6 protein-coding genes are annotated in these 19147 nt (G+C 62.0%); all 6 read right to left on the bottom strand.

Features of this window, described 5'->3' with window-relative positions; genetic code table 11:
- Positions 1 to 37: 37 nt before the first annotated feature.
- The gene (locus tag OQ460_RS09965) at positions 38 to 742 is read right to left on the bottom strand and encodes an energy transducer TonB family protein (RefSeq protein WP_410021638.1); all 705 of its coding nucleotides are present in this window, start codon (positions 740 to 742) and stop codon (positions 38 to 40) included.
- Positions 743 to 745: 3 nt separating this feature from the next.
- On the bottom strand, positions 746 to 1171 hold the full coding sequence (locus tag OQ460_RS09960; RefSeq protein ID WP_410021637.1) for an ExbD/TolR family protein: 426 nt from the start codon (positions 1169 to 1171) through the stop codon (positions 746 to 748).
- Positions 1172 to 1182: 11 nt separating this feature from the next.
- Positions 1183 to 2982: a DUF2341 domain-containing protein gene (locus tag OQ460_RS09955; RefSeq protein ID WP_410021636.1), complete on the bottom strand. Its 1800-nt coding sequence runs from the start codon at positions 2980 to 2982 to the stop codon at positions 1183 to 1185.
- 25 nt (positions 2983 to 3007) lie between these two features.
- Complete coding sequence (locus OQ460_RS09950; protein ID WP_410021635.1) at positions 3008 to 4606, bottom strand: ShlB/FhaC/HecB family hemolysin secretion/activation protein; 1599 nt, start codon at positions 4604 to 4606, stop codon at positions 3008 to 3010.
- A gap of 59 nt (positions 4607 to 4665) precedes the next feature.
- The gene (locus tag OQ460_RS09945; protein ID WP_410021634.1) at positions 4666 to 5268 is read right to left on the bottom strand and encodes a transposase; all 603 of its coding nucleotides are present in this window, start codon (positions 5266 to 5268) and stop codon (positions 4666 to 4668) included.
- A 1231-nt stretch (positions 5269 to 6499) separates the two neighbouring features.
- Complete coding sequence (locus OQ460_RS09940; protein WP_410021633.1) at positions 6500 to 19015, bottom strand: filamentous haemagglutinin family protein; 12516 nt, start codon at positions 19013 to 19015, stop codon at positions 6500 to 6502.
- Positions 19016 to 19147: the final 132 nt, after the last annotated feature.

Here is a 19147-nt window from a genome sequence, read left to right as displayed (position 1 = left end):
CACACAACTCCTGTAGAAAACTGCAAAAAGGGTTCGATCAATCCGGGCGTCGGCCCTTGAGTGACAGGCGCACCGGCAAGGTCAGGGACGCCGGTGTGCGTTCTTTCAAACGCGGTGTGGCACGCAGTGCAGCCAACACCTGGTCGTCGGTTTCGGCATCGCCGCTGGACTTCACCAATTCGGCGCGTGTCACCTGGCCATCGGCGCTGAGCCACACATCGGCCTGTACCGCGTAGGCCTTCTTGCGCAACTGTGGGTCTTCACGCAGCAAGCGCTGGAACACGCCGGCCAGGTATTGCTTGAACGTGCCCGTGCCCAGCCCGCCACCGCCAGAACCAGCCATGCCGCCGCCTTTGCCGGCACCGACGTTGAAGCCGTCGTTACCGGCCTGGGCGTCACCGTCGATCTGCATCGGGTTGGCCAGGTCCTCGGCAGGACTTGGCGGCGCCTCTTCCTCGGGCTTGACCTCCTCCGGCGCAGGTGTCGGCTCCGGCTCGGGGATTGTTTCTTCAACCTGCGGCTCTGGCTCCTTGGGTGGTTCCGGGGGCGGCGGCGGTGGTGGCGGCAACGGAATGATCATCGGCACCTTGGGCGCTTCACGGCGCACGCCACTCATGTCATTGGCCCATTGCCAGAGAAACCAGGCGGCCACCGCGCCCAGCAACAGGCCTGCGCCCCACTTCAGCGGGCGCAAGGGTGACTTCTTCACAGGCGTTGGCGGGATCGGCATTTGTGCAGTCATGACTCAGCCCTGGCTCGGTTTGCCGGTGACCAGCCCGACCTGGGACAGCTCCAGCCGACGCAGCAAATCGAGAACCTCGATCACTTTCTGGTACTGCACCGTGGCATCCCCACGCACGATCACCGGGAATTGCGGGTTCAGTGCTTTCTCGATGCGCAGGCGCTCCTCCAACTCACCGAGGGTCACCGGGTAGGCATCAAGGAATACCTGGCCGCCATCGTTGACCGAGATGGCCTTGGTCTTGGCCTCGGACAGCGACACCGCCGCGCTGGCCTTGGGCAGGTTGATCTGGATACCCGAGACCTGGGCAGTGGCGGTGAGGATAAACATCACCAGCACCACCATCAGCACGTCCACCAGAGGCGTGATATTGATACTGTCTACGGCGGCGTCATCGTCATCGTCGTGGGAAGTATTTACAGAAGCCATGACGTTGCTCCTCAGGCCGGTACGTTGGCGTGATGGGCGCGGCGATGGGCCGCTTCACTGGACTGGCTCTCGCCGTGCATTTCTGCCAGGCGCGTGATGAACTCATCGACGAACACCCGCATATCGGCACTGACTTCCTTGTTGCGCGTGATCAGGCGGTTGTAGCCGAACAGCGCAGGGATCGCGACGAACAGGCCCATGGCCGTCGCCAGCAAGGCTGCCGCCATGCCCGGCGCAATTGCGTTGATGTTGACGTCGCCGGCCATAGCCGTGCCGAGGAACACCACCATGATCCCCAGCACCGTGCCCAACAGACCGATGTAGGGGCCGCCGGCAATTGCGTTGGACAGGGTCGAGAGTTTGGAGCTGAGCATCTGGTTTTCGCGGGTGCGCACGCCATCCATCGAGCAACGAATGGCTTCGATGGTCGCCGCCGAGACCGACGAGGTATCCGCGCCTTGGGCACGCCGAGTGCGAATCTCCTGGACCGCCACCCGATACAGGCGCCACAACGAAGAGTGGGTCAAGCGTTCGGCCAGCATCTGGTCGTCGTAGTACATTTCCAGGCGCGTGCCGATCTGGGAAAATTGCTCGCGAAAGACCTCGTTGGCACTGCTGACGCGACTGACCATGCGGTTTTTGCGGACCATGATGACCCACGACTGGATCATCATCCCCACCAGCACCAGGATGATGACCCAGGCATCTATCGGCACCGCCTTGAGCAGGAAGCCCAGGCTGCCGAAACCAAAGCCCGACTGTTCTTCATCCACGCCATAGGCCACCAGCTTTGACTCCGCGCCCTGGGCATTGGCATCGGCCAGCAACAGGCTGGCGGGACGGGCCACCTTGGACAGGCGCAGTTCATCCATCGCCCCGGCAAACGGCACATAGCCGCTGGCAGCCTCAGGCAAATCGGCACCGATGAGCAACTGTGAATTGAACGCCGGCATGGCCAGCGCCAGGCTCGCGGCCTCGCGGCCGTTGACGTACAGCGTCACGCTGTTGCCTGCGGCGGTAAAGGCCAGGTGTTGCCATTGGCCGGGGTTCAACGGTTGAGTCGAGACTGCGCGCTGGCCGTCGATCTCCACAAACGGCGTGCCCTCGCCCAGGCCCAGCAGCAGGCTGCTGGCACCCTCACGACGGGCCAGGACCACCTGCTCGCCGCCAGCCTGATCCACACGCAGCCAGGCACTGAAGGTAAACGCCCCCGTGGCGCTGTGCTGCAACGACGGGCTGGCGGGCAGCACCAATGGTTCACCGCTGAACTGCAAGGCACGCCCGATAACCCCGTCGATGCTCGCGCCGGTGGCGTTCAGGGCAGTATTGCCGTAGGCCGTGGTGTCACGGGCCGGTGTGCCGTTGGCACCTTCGAAATGATAGAGCGCGGTGTAGTCGGGATCGAAAGTCAGTTGGCCGTTAGCCGTGGCCGGGGCTTTCTGGTTGCCGTAGTACATCCACAGGTCCTGGCGCTGGGCACCTTCGACCTTGGGCACGTCGACCCAAATCAGGGCCATGCCCATCAACGGATCGAAGCTCTCGATCTGGTGATTGAACACGGTCTTGTCATCGGCGCTGACAAAACGCAGGTCGCTACCGTCATCCTTGACCCCATCGAAGCTGAAGTTGCCGGTGTGCAGGCGTATCAGCAACGCCGTGCGCCCCAGCGCCTGATTGATCGCGGCACCTTGAGGCGTGGTGTCTACCGAGATTTGTTTGCGGTAGTGCCAGTCGTCCTGCCACCAGGCGTGGGCGGTGGCCGGGAGCGCGAAGCCCAGGCAAATCAACAGGCTCAGAAATAGGCGTTGCATGTGAAAGGTTCTCCGGAAAAAAGGGTCAGAAAGTCGCCTGCACACTGAAGTGCAATCGCGAGTCCTGTTTCTGGGTGTTCGGTCCTTCGAGCAGCGGGTAGCCCCAATCCAGACTGCCGGACAGCCACTTGCTCAAACTGGCGCGGGTACCCAGGCCGACGCTGGCCAGGCTGTATTCGTCTTCCTGCTCGGGCAGTGGGTCGTGCAGGCGCAGGCGCGCACCTTCGGCGAACGCATAAAAACGCCACTCCTGCACATAACTGCCGAGAAACCTGGCCAGGGATGGCGTGCGCAGCTCCTGGGACAACAGGTAGCCTTCGTCCCCGGTGCGTTCGGCAGCCAGGTAACCGCGGATCGAAGTGGCGCCACCGGCCGAATACTGCTCGTTGGAAACCAACGGCCCCGACGCCAGTTGGAAGCCGGCCTTGGACGCCGACTGCCAGTCGCCCTTGAAGGTGTAGGTGTAATTCAGATCGCCCTTGAGCGCGGCAAAACTGGCGCTGGCATTCCAACGCTTGGTGCTGAATTCTTCATCATCGCTGCCATAGCCAAAAAAGGCGCGGGTGCCTACCACCAGATTCAGGCCCAGGCCCAGTTGTGACTGCTCGGTATAGCGATAACCGTTGTAGCCAAAGGTCAGTGGTGCGTACTTGAGCGGGACTTGATCGCTGCTGCCCCCGAACCGCAGGGTTTCATCGAAGTCCTTGAAGTCCACGCCTACCGACAACGAGTTGGCCCAGTTGCCGCTGGTCGGCAGGTTGTAGATTGCCGAGATACCGTAGGAATGCCCCTTGCCCAACACGTTGCTGCCGCCGATGGTGGCGATGTTGCTGTCGGACTGGTAACCGGACAACTGCAAGGTCCAGCGCTCGTTGAGCGGCGCGCTGTAGGAACCCGACCAGACCTTGGCGTTTTCACTGTCCTGGGGCGCAGTGAAATACGTCAGGGAGACGCTGTGGCCCAATTGCCACAGGTTGTCGTAACCCAGGGTGGCGACACTGCGCAGCTTCTCGGTGTCGGCGCTGTAATCGTTGTTCAGGCCAAGACTGGCATGCCAGGGATTCTGGTCCTCGACTTGCAAGTCCACGTCCATGGTCCCGGGACGCTGGCCTTCGCGCACCAACGGTGTGACTTGGCGTCCGGCACCACGATTGAGGCCGGCGAGCTGGTTTTGCACGCTGGCAAAATCCGGCACCGCGCCCTCTTTGAGCGCCGGCACTTCTTCGCGGATTTCCACCGGTGAATAATGCTTGGCCCCCACTACCCGCACGCGGCCGACTTTGGTTTCACTGACTTGCAGATAGACGATGCCGTCATCGACTTTCTGCTCCGGCAACTCGACAAACACCGACTGATAACCGCGCGCCTGATAGATCTTCTGCAAGGCATCGCGGGCGCCCTCGATATCCGTCAGGGTCTTTTGCGGGCCAAGGAACGGGTACACCGCTTCCTCGATGGCCCGTGCATCGAGCACGGTATTGCCGCGCACAAAGTACTCGTTGACGTCTACCCGCCGCACCGAGGCATCGGGTTCCCCACCCGCCTCCTCGGCCAACACCGGTTGCGCCAGCGCGCCCAGTGTCAACCAGCACAGCGCCAGCGTTTTTTTGAACAGATGCTCCACACCGCCCCCTGGTTTACTGAAAATGTCCGCCTTCACTGTCTGCACAGCGTTCGGCCCACTCAATTGCTGGATGTCGAGGTGTTGGCATGCCGTGCCAGCCAGGTGTGCAACAAGGCAAAGTTCAAGGAGAACTCCGGCATGTGCAGCAAGGCGCCACAGAACACTTCACCGATGATTTTCTGGATCAACTGCACCGCACGCGGGTTGTTCAAAAGCGTGGCGATGTCGCGTTGCAGGACGTGAATACCCCAGACGCGCTGGTTCAGGTCCAGGCCGACGAACCAGCGGAACAGCAGGTTGTAGTTGAGTTGCTCATGTAGCTGCTGTTCGCTGGGGACCGAGTAGAGCAATTGCAGCAGCAGGATTTGCAGCACAGTGCGCGGGGCAATCAACATTCCGGGCTCGGCATCGAGGGCCTGGAGCAGGTCACGGTGCTGGTCGAGTACGTCGTCGATTTGCGGACGCAGCAGCATCAGGGAATGACCGGCCGGGATGTAGCTGGACACTTCTTTCAAGGCGCCTTGCCAGTCGTCCTGGGAAACGATCCAGACCCAGGGTGCGCCATAGCGATAGACCGAGACCGGCTTCTTGCGAGCGGCTTCGACGATCTTTGACAGGCGCTGGTCGAGCTCCTGCATGCCCACTTTCGAGTAGCGTTCCATAGTCCCCATCCGTACTGACCCCTGCACCTTGCTGCCGGCTGAAAAATCGCTTTGCGGCGTCCTTGAGCGCGTTACATAGCCAAGACGGGAGGGGCTGGGGACTACCGAACTTTTGTCACAAAAGCTTCATTCGTTGGGGGCGTTTTTTGGGTGGGTTGTATAGCGGTTGTGGCTGATGCTGGTTTTGCTCTTACGCTAATGTGGGCGCACCACGATCTAAATGTGGGAGTGGGCTTGCTCACGATTGTGGTGTGTCAGTCACTGAATGATTTTCTGATCCCTTGCACTCGCGAGCCCACATTTAGATCGGTGCATCAGGCCGTCGCGGGGGGATGTTCGACAGCCCCACAATGGTTTTACTTCACAAGCGGAAGACCTTGAAAGGCCAGCGCTTTCAAGGTCTCTGAAGAACGTAGTCGCATGGGGTTGGGGTTGGGGTTGGGGTTGGGGTTGGGGTTGGGGTACATATCCGTGGCTGCGGTTATGGCCTCCTTTGGTTTCGCCCTTACGGCGACTCACTTTTGGATAGAGCCCAAAAGTAAGCAAAAGGCTCTTGCCCCACCACTCGGTGCCTCGCTCAGGCTCGGCATGCCCGCAGTCCGACATTGATTCGGGGGGCCGCCGCGATGGGCCATCCATGGCCCAGCGCGGCTAAACCGGCGTCCTGCCGGTTTACCCCCCAAATCAATATCGGACTGCGGCCAGCGTGGTTTAACGGGGCGCCTAAGATCAAAGTCAAAATCAAAACAGAGCGAGGCAGCCTGACAGCCGACCTGATCGTGAGCGTATGCGCTGTTGCCTTTACATCCTTATTCGCTGACAACGTCAGCGGTCTGTTGATCTGCTCTGGCTCTGGCTCTGGCTTTTGATTGTGATCTTGATCTTGATCTTGATCTGAGGCGCCCCGTTAAACCACGCTGGCCGCAGGCAGGTATTGCGCAGTGGGCACCCCGGCAGGATGCCGGGGTAGCTGCCCCCGGCCATGGATGGCCGATGGCAGCGGGCCCACGGAGCAATGCCTGACTGCGGGCACACCGAGCCTGAGCGAGGTGCCGAGTGGTGGGGCAAGAGCCTTTTGCTTACTTTTGGGCTCTATCCAAAAGTGAGTCGCCGTAAGGGCGAAACCAAAGGAGGCCATAACCGCAGCCACGGATATGCCCCCCCTCCCCGAAAACCCCATCCAAAAACTGACCACCCCAAAACTCGCTACAACGAGAGGTTCTTTTTCACCCTACAAACTAATCTGCCGCCGCTCCTCATCCGTCAATTGCGCCTTGGCCTGTTCACTCAAAACCCCCGCGCCCAACACCTGGACCGGACTGTCCGGGTTATACGCCGGAGCCCTGCGAGCCTCTTCCTGACCACGCTGCACCGGTTCGGAACCAAACCCCAGCACCTCGACCGTGACAACTGACGCCCTGCCCTGGCGCGCCGCCGCCTGCTGGTTACGCGCCGCGTCCTCTGCCGCCTGGGACGCCGCCGCCCCCGCCGCGCTGGCGGAACTCATGGCCCCGGTATTCACCGCCGCCGTCACCGGCACGCCAGAAGATTTGCCCTGGGTCTGGATGTTTGTTGCGTTGACTACCCGCAAGGCGGCGATGTTGATGTTGCCCGAGACACGAATCCCCGCCTCGCCCGCATCGATGGTGCCCAGCGGCGCGATCAGGTCTATGTCTCCTGCCGGCACTTCCGGGATCGGGTTCAACGTCGCAATCCCCGCACCGGTACTCGGCACCGCCGGCGATAGCGTGACGTTGCCCCAGTTGTCATAGACACGCTTGGGCGGCGTGTACACCACGGTGGTCTTGGAACCGCGACCGGCGTTGATGTCACCCTCGCCGGACCAACCCATGATCGAGCCGCCGAAGGTGGTCATGATGCGGCTCTGGCCGAGCAGGATGCTGCCCAGGGAGTACAGCTGAATGTCGCCCGTGCCCTGGGTAATGACACCCGCCGAAGCCGGGGGCGCCACACCTTCGATACCAAAGGTCTGGCTACCTCCAGGGGTGAGCATCTGGATCGAGCCGCCGAAGTTGGTGTGTACACCTGCCCCGCCAAACATGCGGATATCGCCCTGGTAGGTGATGGTGTTGCCAGCCACATCTTTCTCCGGGAACAGCGCGGCAATCGCTGCCCGGCCACGGGCATAACTGCCTTGCCGTACACCGTCGACCTCGTTGTACTCACGCCCGCCCGCCTCCAGTTCGGCGAAGTACACCTCACGGGCAAACACCCGTTGCTGCTCGGCCGGCAATTGCATGAAGTAAGCCACAGCCTGCGCGCTGTCACCGGCAAACCCGAAGCGCTCGGTCAACCACGCCAGCAGTTCGTTTTCATAGGTCTTGGCCACTTTGGCGCCCGAAACCGACAATGGTTCACCCACCGCAATCTGGTTGGCCGGGTCGAGGTAAGCCGCCGCAAAGCGCTGGTAGTCCGCACCGTTGGCGCCTACACCGGCCTGCATGACGATGCTTGCGCCTGGACGCAAGTCGCCGGCGATGATCGGGCCGATACTGGTCACGCTGACCTTGTCGTCCATCACGATGTTGCGCCCGGCCGTGACCTCCAGCGCACCTGGGCCTGCGATGTTGAAGCTGCTGTAGATAATGTCGCGCCCGGCGGAAACGATGGAGATGTCGGTGGCGTTGTTGTGGACGAACAGGTTGCCCGTGGCAAGCACGCCCGGATTGATCTCGCCATTGTCATTGGGGTTGGCACCGCTGCTGACGATATCGCGCCCGGCCATCATCCATACCGGCCGGCTGCCTTCGTACCAGGTCTCGCCGGCATGAGGCACGTTGATGTTGTTGTAGCCGATGATCCGGCCGCTGCTGACGCCCACCAGATCCCCGACCAGGGCATAGAAACGTGAAGGATCAGCCGTATTGCTCAACGGCTCAGAGGCTGAGCCCGGGCCGAAAGCGAACAATGACAGTCCCTGATTGCCGTACGTGTTGTAGTTGCCCGTGCTGGACGTGTTGCCGTAGCTCTGCACGCCGAGAGTGGCAACAATAGCCGGATTCCATGGAGTGGCCATGCTGCTCGGCGCAGAACCGGACTGGGTGACGGTAAAACCACCGGCGTAAATCGAGTCCTGCGCCAGGAACTGCAATTGCCCGTTTTTGCCAGGGGCCAGCAGTAGCGGGTAGCTGTAGCTGGGGGAATCACGGAGCGTGGCGGCCTTGCCGTAGTAAAGGCTGCCACTGGCCGCAGTCGCCCTGACGATCGATGGATAGACCACCGCCAAATCCGTGCTAGTCGTAGCACCAACAAAAGGCGTCAGGTTGCCGCCTTCGGCATATAGGTCGATGGCGGTGTTTGGGGTCCACAAGGTAAACCAGCTGCTGGAGCCGCCATCCACACCGTCACGGCTGAAGGCCGAGCGGTTGTACTGGCGCACACGCCCGGCATCTTCAACCGTCTGCAGCACCAGGTCGCCCAAGGAATGCAAGCTGAACGTGGAATCACCTGCCACCAGGGTCAGCCCACCTGTCGGCGTACTGCGGTTGGAACGCAGAGGCTCTACCGCCCGGACCTCTCCGGGGACCTGGTTAGTGGTGCTGTACTGCAAGTCGATACGCCCGATGCTGGCGGCCTGCACTTGCACATTGCCGCGAGTATTCACCAGCACGCCATTACGACTGTCGGGAACCTCTGTGGCGGTGACAGGATTGAGCGCACCCCTGACGCGCACCCGCATGTCACCGCCACCGGTGAGTTGCAGGCTGCCATCACTGCTTACCCGACCGGTGCTGCCGACTGCCAGCACCAGGCCCTGGGTACGTTTGTTGGTGACATCCCCAACGAAATTCGGAATTTTCAACGAACCCGCATCGCCGCCCACGTTTACATCCAGGTCACCGCCACCCAAGGTGCCGAAACCGGTGAAGCCAATCAGGTTATCAGCGGCGATGTTGGTGTAGGTGCCAAAGTTGATCCACCACGCCGTGGGCTGGGCCTGCCCCCCGGTTGCAAAATTGCCACTGCCCTGGCGCCACAACCAGTTGCCGACATCGGCCGTATTACTACCCCCATCAAAGGGGTCGGGGCGCGAAGGGACTGAGAGGCCACCGATATCCAGGTGGCCTCTCAGGTTGCCACCCACGTTCAGCGTCAGGTTACCGCCCGCCTCCGGGTACCAGGCGCGGTACAGGCTCTCGCTGCCACCGTTGACGAACTGTTCGAAGTAGCTGTTCGGATCTTTAAGCACCGTGGTGCCACCTGCCAAGGCCCGAGGCTGGTTGAAAGGGTCACCCGCCTGCGTACTGGTGGACGAAGTGCCCGCCGTGTACACGCCGTACGTCGAGTTCACACTCAGGTTGCCAGCGCTCAGCAATTGCAGGTCACCGGTACCGGTACGGACTACGCTGAAAAGCGAGTTTGAGGGGGTCGGTGCGTATTCCTTGCCGCCCGAGGCAACACAGTGCGACGGCGTACTCTGGCAATATTGCGCCACTGTCTGGCCTGTCATCTCCAGCATCCAGGCGTCATCCATTGCACTTCCGGCTTCAACAATAACCCCTTGGCCAGCGAGTTCATCGGCAGCCTGCTGGCTCCAGGCAAAGGCCGCTTTGGCCGAACAGTATTCCGGACTTGAGCTGCAGAAATCGGCAACCGAACCCAGGCCAAACTCATCAAGGATCGACTGATCGACCGGGTCACCTTCCTTGACTTCCACACCGTTATTGGCAAGGTCTTGGACCGCATAAGCGGTCCATACCAGCACACCTTTGGGCGGCAACTCCTTGGCGAACATGCCGTAGTGGCTGTCGGCCAAGCGCAGCGTGCCGCTGCTCGGATGAGGCTGGAGCAGGCGATTGTCCGCAGCCTCGGTGTCAGCCCCCGCGACCAGACGCAATGACCAGGATTGCGAGCCTTCGGCCAGCATCGGCGCAATGGCCCAGAGTTTCCCCTGGCGCCCGGCCACTTCAGGGCGTAACTCGACCGAATCCACCCCACCCACCAGCTTGACGTCGGTGCCGATCGGAATCAGGGCGCCACGTGCCAGGGCGATATTGCCATCCAGGGTGACGACATTCTGGCTGCCGTCCAGAGCCCCGCTCAAGCCAGGCAACGGCACGCCTTTGGGCCAGGTCATCGCTTCCAGTTGGGTGGCCTGGCTCAGCAAGGTGCCGGCTTCCAGTTGCGCACCGGCTTGCAGGGTATACGGTTGGTTCAACAGCGTACCGGCCGCCAATAACACATCGCCCGAAGCATCCAGTACCGCTGCCGCGAGCACGGTGCCTGCAGGCAAGGTCAGGTCCTGGCCCAGCGTTGCCCGTGTCGGCAGGCGGGTGCCGGCCACTACGGTCATGCCTTTGATCGGCAAATCGTAGTTCAGCACCGAGCCGCCTATGTAGGTAGTGCCATCGGCCAAGACCACACCACTGCCTGGAACGATGATCTCGCCGCCGGCGAAGTCCTGGCCCGCCAACAACAGCCAGCCCTTGTCATTCATCGTTTCCGGTGGCGGCGAGAAGCCGTCGTTGATGCTGCCATAGATGTTCAGGTCCCCGCCGGCCCGCAAGGTCAGGCTGCCGGACTCGCCCGAGCCATACACCGAGGTTTTCTGTGTGTTGCGGTTGAGGCTGGCGTAGCGATAACCGGAAAGGTCGATATCACCCTGCACCACCAGGTCGCCGTCCGGGGTCTTGCTGATGATCTCCACGCCCGGGCGCAGGTGGAAGGCGTCGGCGTAAGTGGCGTTGTTCAAACCGGCCAGCTTATTGCTCAACAGGTGGGTGTTTTGCAATGCAGCGTTGATAAACGCCGTGCTCAACACGTGCTTGCCATCCAGATACGCCTGGTCGATGACCTGGTACGGCCTGCCGCTGGCGGTCGGGTCGGTCATCAGCGGCGCATCGTCGTAAGTCGCCATGCCGTTGAGGGTGATCGCACGCGCACCTTTGATCGTCAGGTTGCCTGGTGCATCAATGGCGATGTCATTGTTGTCGATGCGCGGCGCGTTCAATTCCAGGGTGCCGCGATGGCGTCCGTCATTGCCTGCTGTGCCCGCTGTGCCATGGCGCAGGTCGATGGTCGCGCCATCGGCCAGGGTCAGTTGCCCGGTGCCGGAACCCAGTACCACCATCGCCCGGTTCGGTGAGTCGATGATCTTGCCATAGCTGTCGATCCGCACTTGGCTGCCGTGGGCATCCAGCACCGCGCTGCCGTCCAGGGTCAGGCCTTTTTTGCCGGCCAGGTTGATGCTGCCGACGCGCTCACCACTGGCATCCACCAACCCGCTGACGCGCAGGCTGCCGTTGTCGACCGAGACGTTGATGGTGTTGGCCTTGAGGCCATTGCCGATGGTCAGGTCGCCTTGCTTGAGCTGGAAGCTGCGCGCGCCGAACACTTCGCCTTCGTTCAGGCGCTGGTTGAATGCGGCAAACTGCTGATCCAACGAGCCACTGGCGCCCAGGCGCTGAGCCTGGATTTGCACGATGCCACCTTGATACGGCACATAGGTACCACCAGCGTTGTAATAACCGCTGCTGCCTCCCAGGATCTTGCCTTGCAGGTCAACCATCCCACTCGCCGCATTCACCGCCACGGCGCGCAGTTTGCCGCCCTGGTTGTACTTGGCCGACAGGTCGATGGTCGAGCCCGCCGCCTGCCGGATATTGCCATTGCGGCTGTCGAGCAGCACATCGCCGCCAGCGCCGTATTTAGTGATGTCGTTGAACACCACGGCGCGACCGGCCACGTCGATCAACGCGTCATCGGCCAGCATTACATCGTCAGCGGCTTGCAGTGTGACCTTGCCGCTCGGCAGCACCACGGCGGTGGCCAAGCGAATGGTTTGACCTTTGAACGACAGTTCGCCGCCATAGCCTGCAACCGCACCATGGGTGCCGGCAGCCCCTGCAACATCAATCGTGCCGCCAGCGGTGATGCGGTTCAGCGAGCCGCCTTCACCGCTCATCAGCGGCGTCACGATGTTGAGGTTACCGCCACTGTAGGCAAAACCTGTGACCGGGTCATACGCGCCCTGGCGTTGATACACCGACAGGCTGCCTTTGTGGTTGGCCGTTATTCGCTCGCGGGCATTCAGGTTGACGTTGCTAAAACCCAGTACCAGGCGGTCAAAGACCGTGTTGGGATCGCGCTGGGCAAAAGCCCCATAACCGAACTCGATACGCTCGGCATTGATATCCAGGCGCCCGTTGCCATTGCCGGCGCCGTTAGCGATAACTGCACCCGGCGCGCCTATGGCGCCTTGCCAGATCAGGTTGGCGGTGTGAATGGTCGCCACATCATCGGCATTGCCCGAACCGTAGATCGCCGGCGTCGCCAGCACCAGATTGCTCAGCAACGACTTGCCAGTCACCGAATCATAGGTATCAAGGGTGGTGGTGCCGTAGAAGTTGAACGCCTGGCCGGCCGACAGTTGCAGGGTCTCCAGCGCCGGAGCACCCGACTGGGTGTCTCCGCGCATCAAACGTTCAAGCACTTGCTGGTTGAGGGTCAGGCCTGATGGCAGCACATTGCGTGCGGCAGCATCGGCCAGCCCCGCCGCGCTGCCGACGTTGATATTGCTCAGCGCCAGCGCCAGGTGGCGAGTGCCGTAGCGCACCTGGTCGTCCAGTTGCAGGTCTTTGTCGGTCGCCGCGACAATACTGCCCTCGGAATAGATCGTGGTCTGCCCCGAGCAATTGCCGCTCGGGCACACGCCAATCCTGATACCGCCCGAGGGCTCACCGTAGAGGTTTACGTAAGGCAGTACATTGAGCAGGCCGTTGGACACGGCCAGCATGCTCGGCACACCCTGGTAAACAAAACCATCACGCGCGTCATAGATCGCCGCACCGCGCCCCAGGGTACTGATCGACGCGCCCTGCTCAACCACGATGTCGCCACGGCCCGATACCATGATCACTTCCGGTGCCGACAGGATCGCACCGCTGCGCAGGGTGACCCCATATCCAGGGACATTGCTACCAAAGGGGAACTTGATGAGATTGCCGTTACGGCCATATTCCACTTGGGGCAAACCACCGATCATGAGGCGTTTGGCGCCCAGGTTATTAAGGCTTTGGGCGGTGAGGGTCAGGCCCTCGTAGGCTTGCAAGGGGCTGTCGGCATCAACGATCTGGGTGTCTCGGCTCTCGGCAGTGTCACCGCCCAGGTTGATCACCCCCACGGTGCCGCCGTAGCCGCCTTTGGCTGCTTCAAAGTTGCCGATGCCCTGGAACGAGAACGTATCCTTGCCCCCGCCGCCGTTAAACCCCAGCTTGAGAGTCTTGGCGTCCACCTCCAGCATCGGTCGTGGCACACCGAGCCTGATAGCGTCGGCGATGGCGAACTGGGCGTAGCTGGTTTCGTTGTACTGGGAGTAGCGGCGCAGGGTGTCGGCCGAGGTCAGAATCACCTGGCTGTTGACGCTGTTGTGAATGCCTGTGTTGACAATCGACAGATGCCCGGCCGTCGACCACGAACCGTTGCGCATCAGCGTGGTCGTGCTGTCGCTGCCCTGGGCGGCGAGCCCGTTGATCTCCACCCGGAAGGCCCCAGGTTTCAAGGCGTAGGTGGACGGCATCAAGGTGTAGGTGCCTGCCGGCAAGCCCGGAACGCCGGCGCCGATGGTGATCTGCTGGCCTACCAGCGGGGTACTGGCGCCGGCTTCGCCAGCCACCGGCGCATAGCCTGGTTGAACACCCGGCACGATGGCATAGACCGGGTTGGTGCTCAGCCCCGGCAGAGTGAAACCGTCATTGGTCCCGAACTGCACCAGCGGGTTGAAACGCGCATCGGTAGAACCGCCGCGCCCGGAAATAAAGCCGGCACCCAGCAATTCGCCGCCACCGGAAAGGTCCAGCGTGGCGTCGGGCAATACGTCCACCGACTTGCCGCCCAGAATCACCCCGACCGACAGTTCTCCACCGTTGGTAGCTCCGATCCCGCCCTGCCCGGTAAAGACCACGGTCTTGCCGTTATAGCGATAAACCTGGCCATCCACGGTGCCGCCATACGGCAGTACCAGGCCCTTGGCGCTGACCGAGGTCAGGCTGCCGGGCAGCAATTCAATCTTGGTGCTGCCCAGGTTGCCGAGTTCGATCAACCCCAGCGGCGCACGCAACACACCGCCCTGCTTGATGGTGTAAGCGCCCAGTTGCAGACGCCCGAACACCGAGTCCGGTGCAACGCCGTTATCATCGCCGACCTTCTCAATCGTCAGGGTGCGAGTCGGGTCGAAGATCAGTTGATTGCCGTTGTTGCCAAGGCTGCCTACCAGCACTTGGGCCTTGATCTCGGAGCCCGGGTAGATGCGCGCGGCGCGCAGGGTCATGTCCCCCGCCGAACTCAAGACGGTGCTGAAACCACTGGGTGTATTGCCGCCATCGCTCCCGGCGAGAAAGCGCAGGTCGCCGCTGCTGTTGAGCCGGACCTGATCGAAGCCCTGATCAGCCCCAAAGGCGAAGCGGTCGCGGATGTCCAGCAAGTCGCTGTCGACGGTCAACAAGCCCTGGCTGCGGAACGTCGGCGAGGTATCGCCGATGTACGCACGGGTCCACGCTTCCATCCCGGGTTTGTCCGGCTCAAGCAAACCGCTGAGGAGCACATGCGGGGCACTGAGATTGATCCGCGAAGTCGGGGTCGCATTGCGGGTCAGGCCAATACCGCCTGAATACAGCTGCAGGCTTTGCCCCATGTGCAGCGAGGCATCGCCGTCGAGGTTCAACCCCCCCCGCACCAGCAATGTCAGGTTGTCAAACCCCCCGGCCTGGATTTGGTCGATCCCGAGTGCGCCATGCCCGTAGATCAACGAGTCTGCCGCCGCTTCTGCACTGTCGGGCAAGGCGTTGGCTTGATGCTGCTGACTGATAACCAGTTCACGTAACGGCAGCACACGGTCTTTGACGTGCAGCTTCAAGTAATACGGCGACTCGAGTGCCAGCGCCAGACGCCCGCCTGCCGCTGCGACGCCACCGGCATTAGCCACGAAGCTGCCGTCCAGGTACAGGCCGTTGTTGGACGCGAACGCAATATCGCCACCGTTGCTGGCCACCAGCGTGCGGCCTTGGCCCGGTACATCGAGCAGCGCCTGGCTGCCGGATGCGTCCAGGCGTGCGCCTTCGCGCACCACTACAAACAGGTCGCTGGCCTTGGCAATGCCGGTGACCAGATCGATATCACCACCGACCGTGATCTTGCCGCCATTGCGTACCTGGCCATACACACCGCCACGATTGTCGACAGCGGTCACGGCCCGTGAGGCCACGTCAATCACTGCCTGTTCGCCGATCCAGATCGAACGGCCATGGCCGTTGCCTTCCACTTGTGTGGAGTCGCTGTTGCTCAAGCCCGCGAGGCTCACATTGCCGCCCCAGGCGTTGAGCGTGCCGTCGACGGTCAATTGGCCGATGCTGCGCAGGTTGATCGCCTGGCCGGGGTCGACATTAATCACCGCGCCTTTGCCTACCATCAGGGCGGTGGTCGCGGCCAGCGCGCCTGAGGCGGTCATGGTACCGGCGTTGAGGTTCAGACTGGCGCCACGGCGTTGCGTCAACAGGCCTTTGACGGCGTCCTCTTGATACAGCGGGGGTGCCCAGCGCTGCAGCGCCGTGGTCGGATCGCTGCCGCTTGGGGTGGACAGCGCCTGTTCGCCCAAGCGGTAGACCGGCATGGACACATCGACCTGGCTGCCGTCAGTGACCAGCAGCCCTTCGTTGCCGGTAATGTCGTAAGCCGAGAAGCCCTTGTTGAAGAAGTCCCCTGCCAGGTGCAGGGTGTCGTCGCTCGGCGCAGTGGCGTTATCGCCGACCTGCACCTTGCGCGCCTGTATGGCCAGCGTGCCGCCGCCGTTGACACCATAACCGCGAATCTCGCTGCCCAGTTCCAGCGCGTTCAAGGCCGCCAGGGTCGCACTGCCGCCCTTGCCACCGATAACCTTGCCGTCCAGGCCAATGGTGGCCCCGGAGGACACGTCCACCACACTGCCTGCCGCCAACTGCAGGTCGCCGGTGCTGCGCAGCGACACCTTGCCGCCGTTCAGATACGCCGCGCTGGCGTTGTTGACGCCATCCTGCGCCAGGTTGCTCCAGCGCCCAGAGGTGTCCAGCTTGACCCCTTCGGCCACATTGACCCAGGCCTGGGTACCCGCGGTTGGCAACAGGTACACATCGCCGACGGCCATGCTGCGATCTCTGTCGGGCTGGTTAAGCAAGTTGCCCGCGTTGAGGCTGCCACCGTTCGCAGTCAGATTGGCGTTGACCGCCACCCGAGGCGCAAACAGAGTGATGTCGCCACCATCGGCTACTTTAAGCGCGCCGTTGACGTTGATCTGTTGCGTGGCGGCACCTTTGATCGCGCCCAGTTCGAAGCCATTGAGTTGGTCGCTGTCAAGAATCACCTTGCCCTGACGGTCAGCGGGCAAGGCCGTGTCCAGGTCCAGGCCATCGGCGAGCTTTTGCGCACCGGACTCGAACAGAATCTCGCCGGTCACAGGGTTCAGGTTGTAGCGTAAGGTGCCGGTGTTTTTATTGAACACCGGTGCGTAGCTGCCGATGATCAGTTGCGCACGTTGCGCCGCAGCCTTTTGCGACTGTTGATAGCCATCGATGTTGATAATCGGAGTGTTGATCTGACGATCGCCCTGGAACACGTCGCTGATCAATCGGCCTTCAAGTACCGCACTGGTGGTGCCAATCACCAGCTTGCCCGCATCGCGGCCTACGGTATAACCCGCCTCGTAGCGCTGTTGCGCGGCAATCAGCGGGTTGTAGTAATAGTCGGTACGGCCCCAGCGTACGCTGGTGTCTTCATAGCCCTTGTAGAAACCCGAGTAGAGAATGTCCCCCGGCGCCCTGGACAATCCATACAGACGACCATCAGGACCCTTGAGCCAGCTTTGCCGAATATAGCCGTCCTGCACGTCAATCGTACCGCCCGACAGGTTGAACCGGGCGCCCTGTTCGGTCACCACCTCTTGGCCGGTAAACGTCAACGTGCCGCCCTGGGCCATCCACTCGCCTACGGTATGAGCCTGGGTGCCGAGGTAACCGCCGACCTCCAGCAAGCCACCAGCGGTGTACCAGCGATCGGTGGCGTAACCATTGGTGCCCGCAGGCACAAACACCAGGTCACGCAGATCAACCCATACATCGTTGTTGATCAGTTGGCCACCTTCACGGTTGACCGGCGCATCACGCTGCTCGTTACCCTGGACGTTGATCTTGATGTTATTGGATTCCATCGACACCTTGACGCCAATCGCGCCGGACACATCGATCATCGCGCCGTCACGCACCAGGCTGCGCTGGCCGGCCGTGACTGCGACCTGGCCGCCGGTGGCCAAGGTGATCGAACCGTCCTTGAACTCCACGGTGCCGCCGCTGACGACCTCTACCCGGGACTGGTCGATACGGTCACTGACCGTGCTCAGGTTGTTGAACCGCCCGGTGGCCATATTGACCGAGTCAGGGCGGCCATCGAGGTTGATCAGGCCGTTGTCGCGCTGGCTGTTAAGCGCGGTGTTGCCGGTGTTGTCGAGGAGGATTGCAGTGGTGCTGCCCTGCCCCAAGGTCACGCTGCCCGTGGTATCGGTAACTGAGTTGAGCAGGTGGATCGTGCCTCGGCTGTCCACCGAGGTGCTGGCCAGGGCCACACCGTTTTGCTGCACCTGGTGCCCGGTCAAGGTGATATCACCGGTGGAAGCCAATATCAGCCCATCGTTGCTCACCTTGCCCGCACTGCTGTCCGGCTTGAGGCTGGTCGCTACTTCGTTGCCGCGGGTGGTGGAACCCTGGTTACCCGAAGTCCCTACGCCACGGCGAATGTAAAAGCTGTCGCCAGCGGCCAGGGTGGTCTGGCCCTTGGCCGTGATGATCGTGCCGGCGTTCTCGACCTCAGAACCCAACAGCAAGGCGTAGCCGCCGGAGTCGGTGGAAAGCGTCGGGTTGTGGGTCTGGATCAGCGCGCCACGCTGCACCTGGACCTTGCCCGCGGCATCGGTAAAGGTCGGCTGCGAGCCGTTGATATCGACGTAAATCCCGCGCTGGGTGAACTGCTCATCGGTGATGTCGGCGGCGGCGGCCACCAGGTTGCGCACGTTGACCTGGCTGGTGCCGCTGAAGACCACGCCGTTACGGTTCATGATCATCACCGTACCGGCGCCGGTGACCTGGCCCTGGATCTCGCTGGGGCGTGCGTTGGGATCGTTGACCCGGTTGAGCAAGGCCCAGTTGGACTGCTGCTGGAAATCGACGGTGGTGTTGCGCCCGACGTTGAACGTCTCCCAGTTGAGGATCGCCTTGTCGGCAGTCTGCTCGATGGTCACCTTGGTCTTGCCGCCGGACTGACTTTGGGTCGGTCCTTTGGCATTGGCCCAACCTTGGGTCAGGCTGTTGTCGACCTGCAGGCCCCCTTTACCGAGGCCATCGGGAATATTCGAAACCTGGCCAAGCGCGGCCTGCCGGCCAGCCGCCTGGGCCGCCTGTTGGGCTGCAATCGCCGCGACGCTGGTGTTCAACGTGCTGATGGAGCGTGCCAACTGCTGGTTGACCTTCACCTGTTGATTCAACGCCGGAATCCCCGGCACCTGCCCACCGCCAAAACGTGCCGCCGTGGCTGCCCGGGAGGCGCCCTTGTCGGCAAACCAGCCGGAACTGAACGCCGCCGAAGCTGCATGGGCGTTGCCCGCCACCATCAACAAGGCAATGGCCTGGGCCAGCGGCTTGAGACGCAGGACTGTCTGGGCACGTGGCGCCCGAGCATTCAGGTTAACCGGTGGTTTGCAGCGGACCATCAGAAATCTTCCTTATTTGTAATCGCCCGGGGGCAAGACACGCTCATGTATGAGGGTTAGGCAGTTGGCGAGGGGCGGGACTGAACTTCTGTCATCGAAAGTTCATATGGGGCTGTTAGCGCAAAAAAAATC

Source organism: Pseudomonas imrae, from assembly GCF_046352735.2.
Taxonomy (GTDB): domain Bacteria; phylum Pseudomonadota; class Gammaproteobacteria; order Pseudomonadales; family Pseudomonadaceae; genus Aquipseudomonas; species Aquipseudomonas imrae.
The sequence above is the reverse complement of the archived record's forward strand: the minus strand, read 5'-3'. Positions and strand labels throughout refer to the sequence as shown.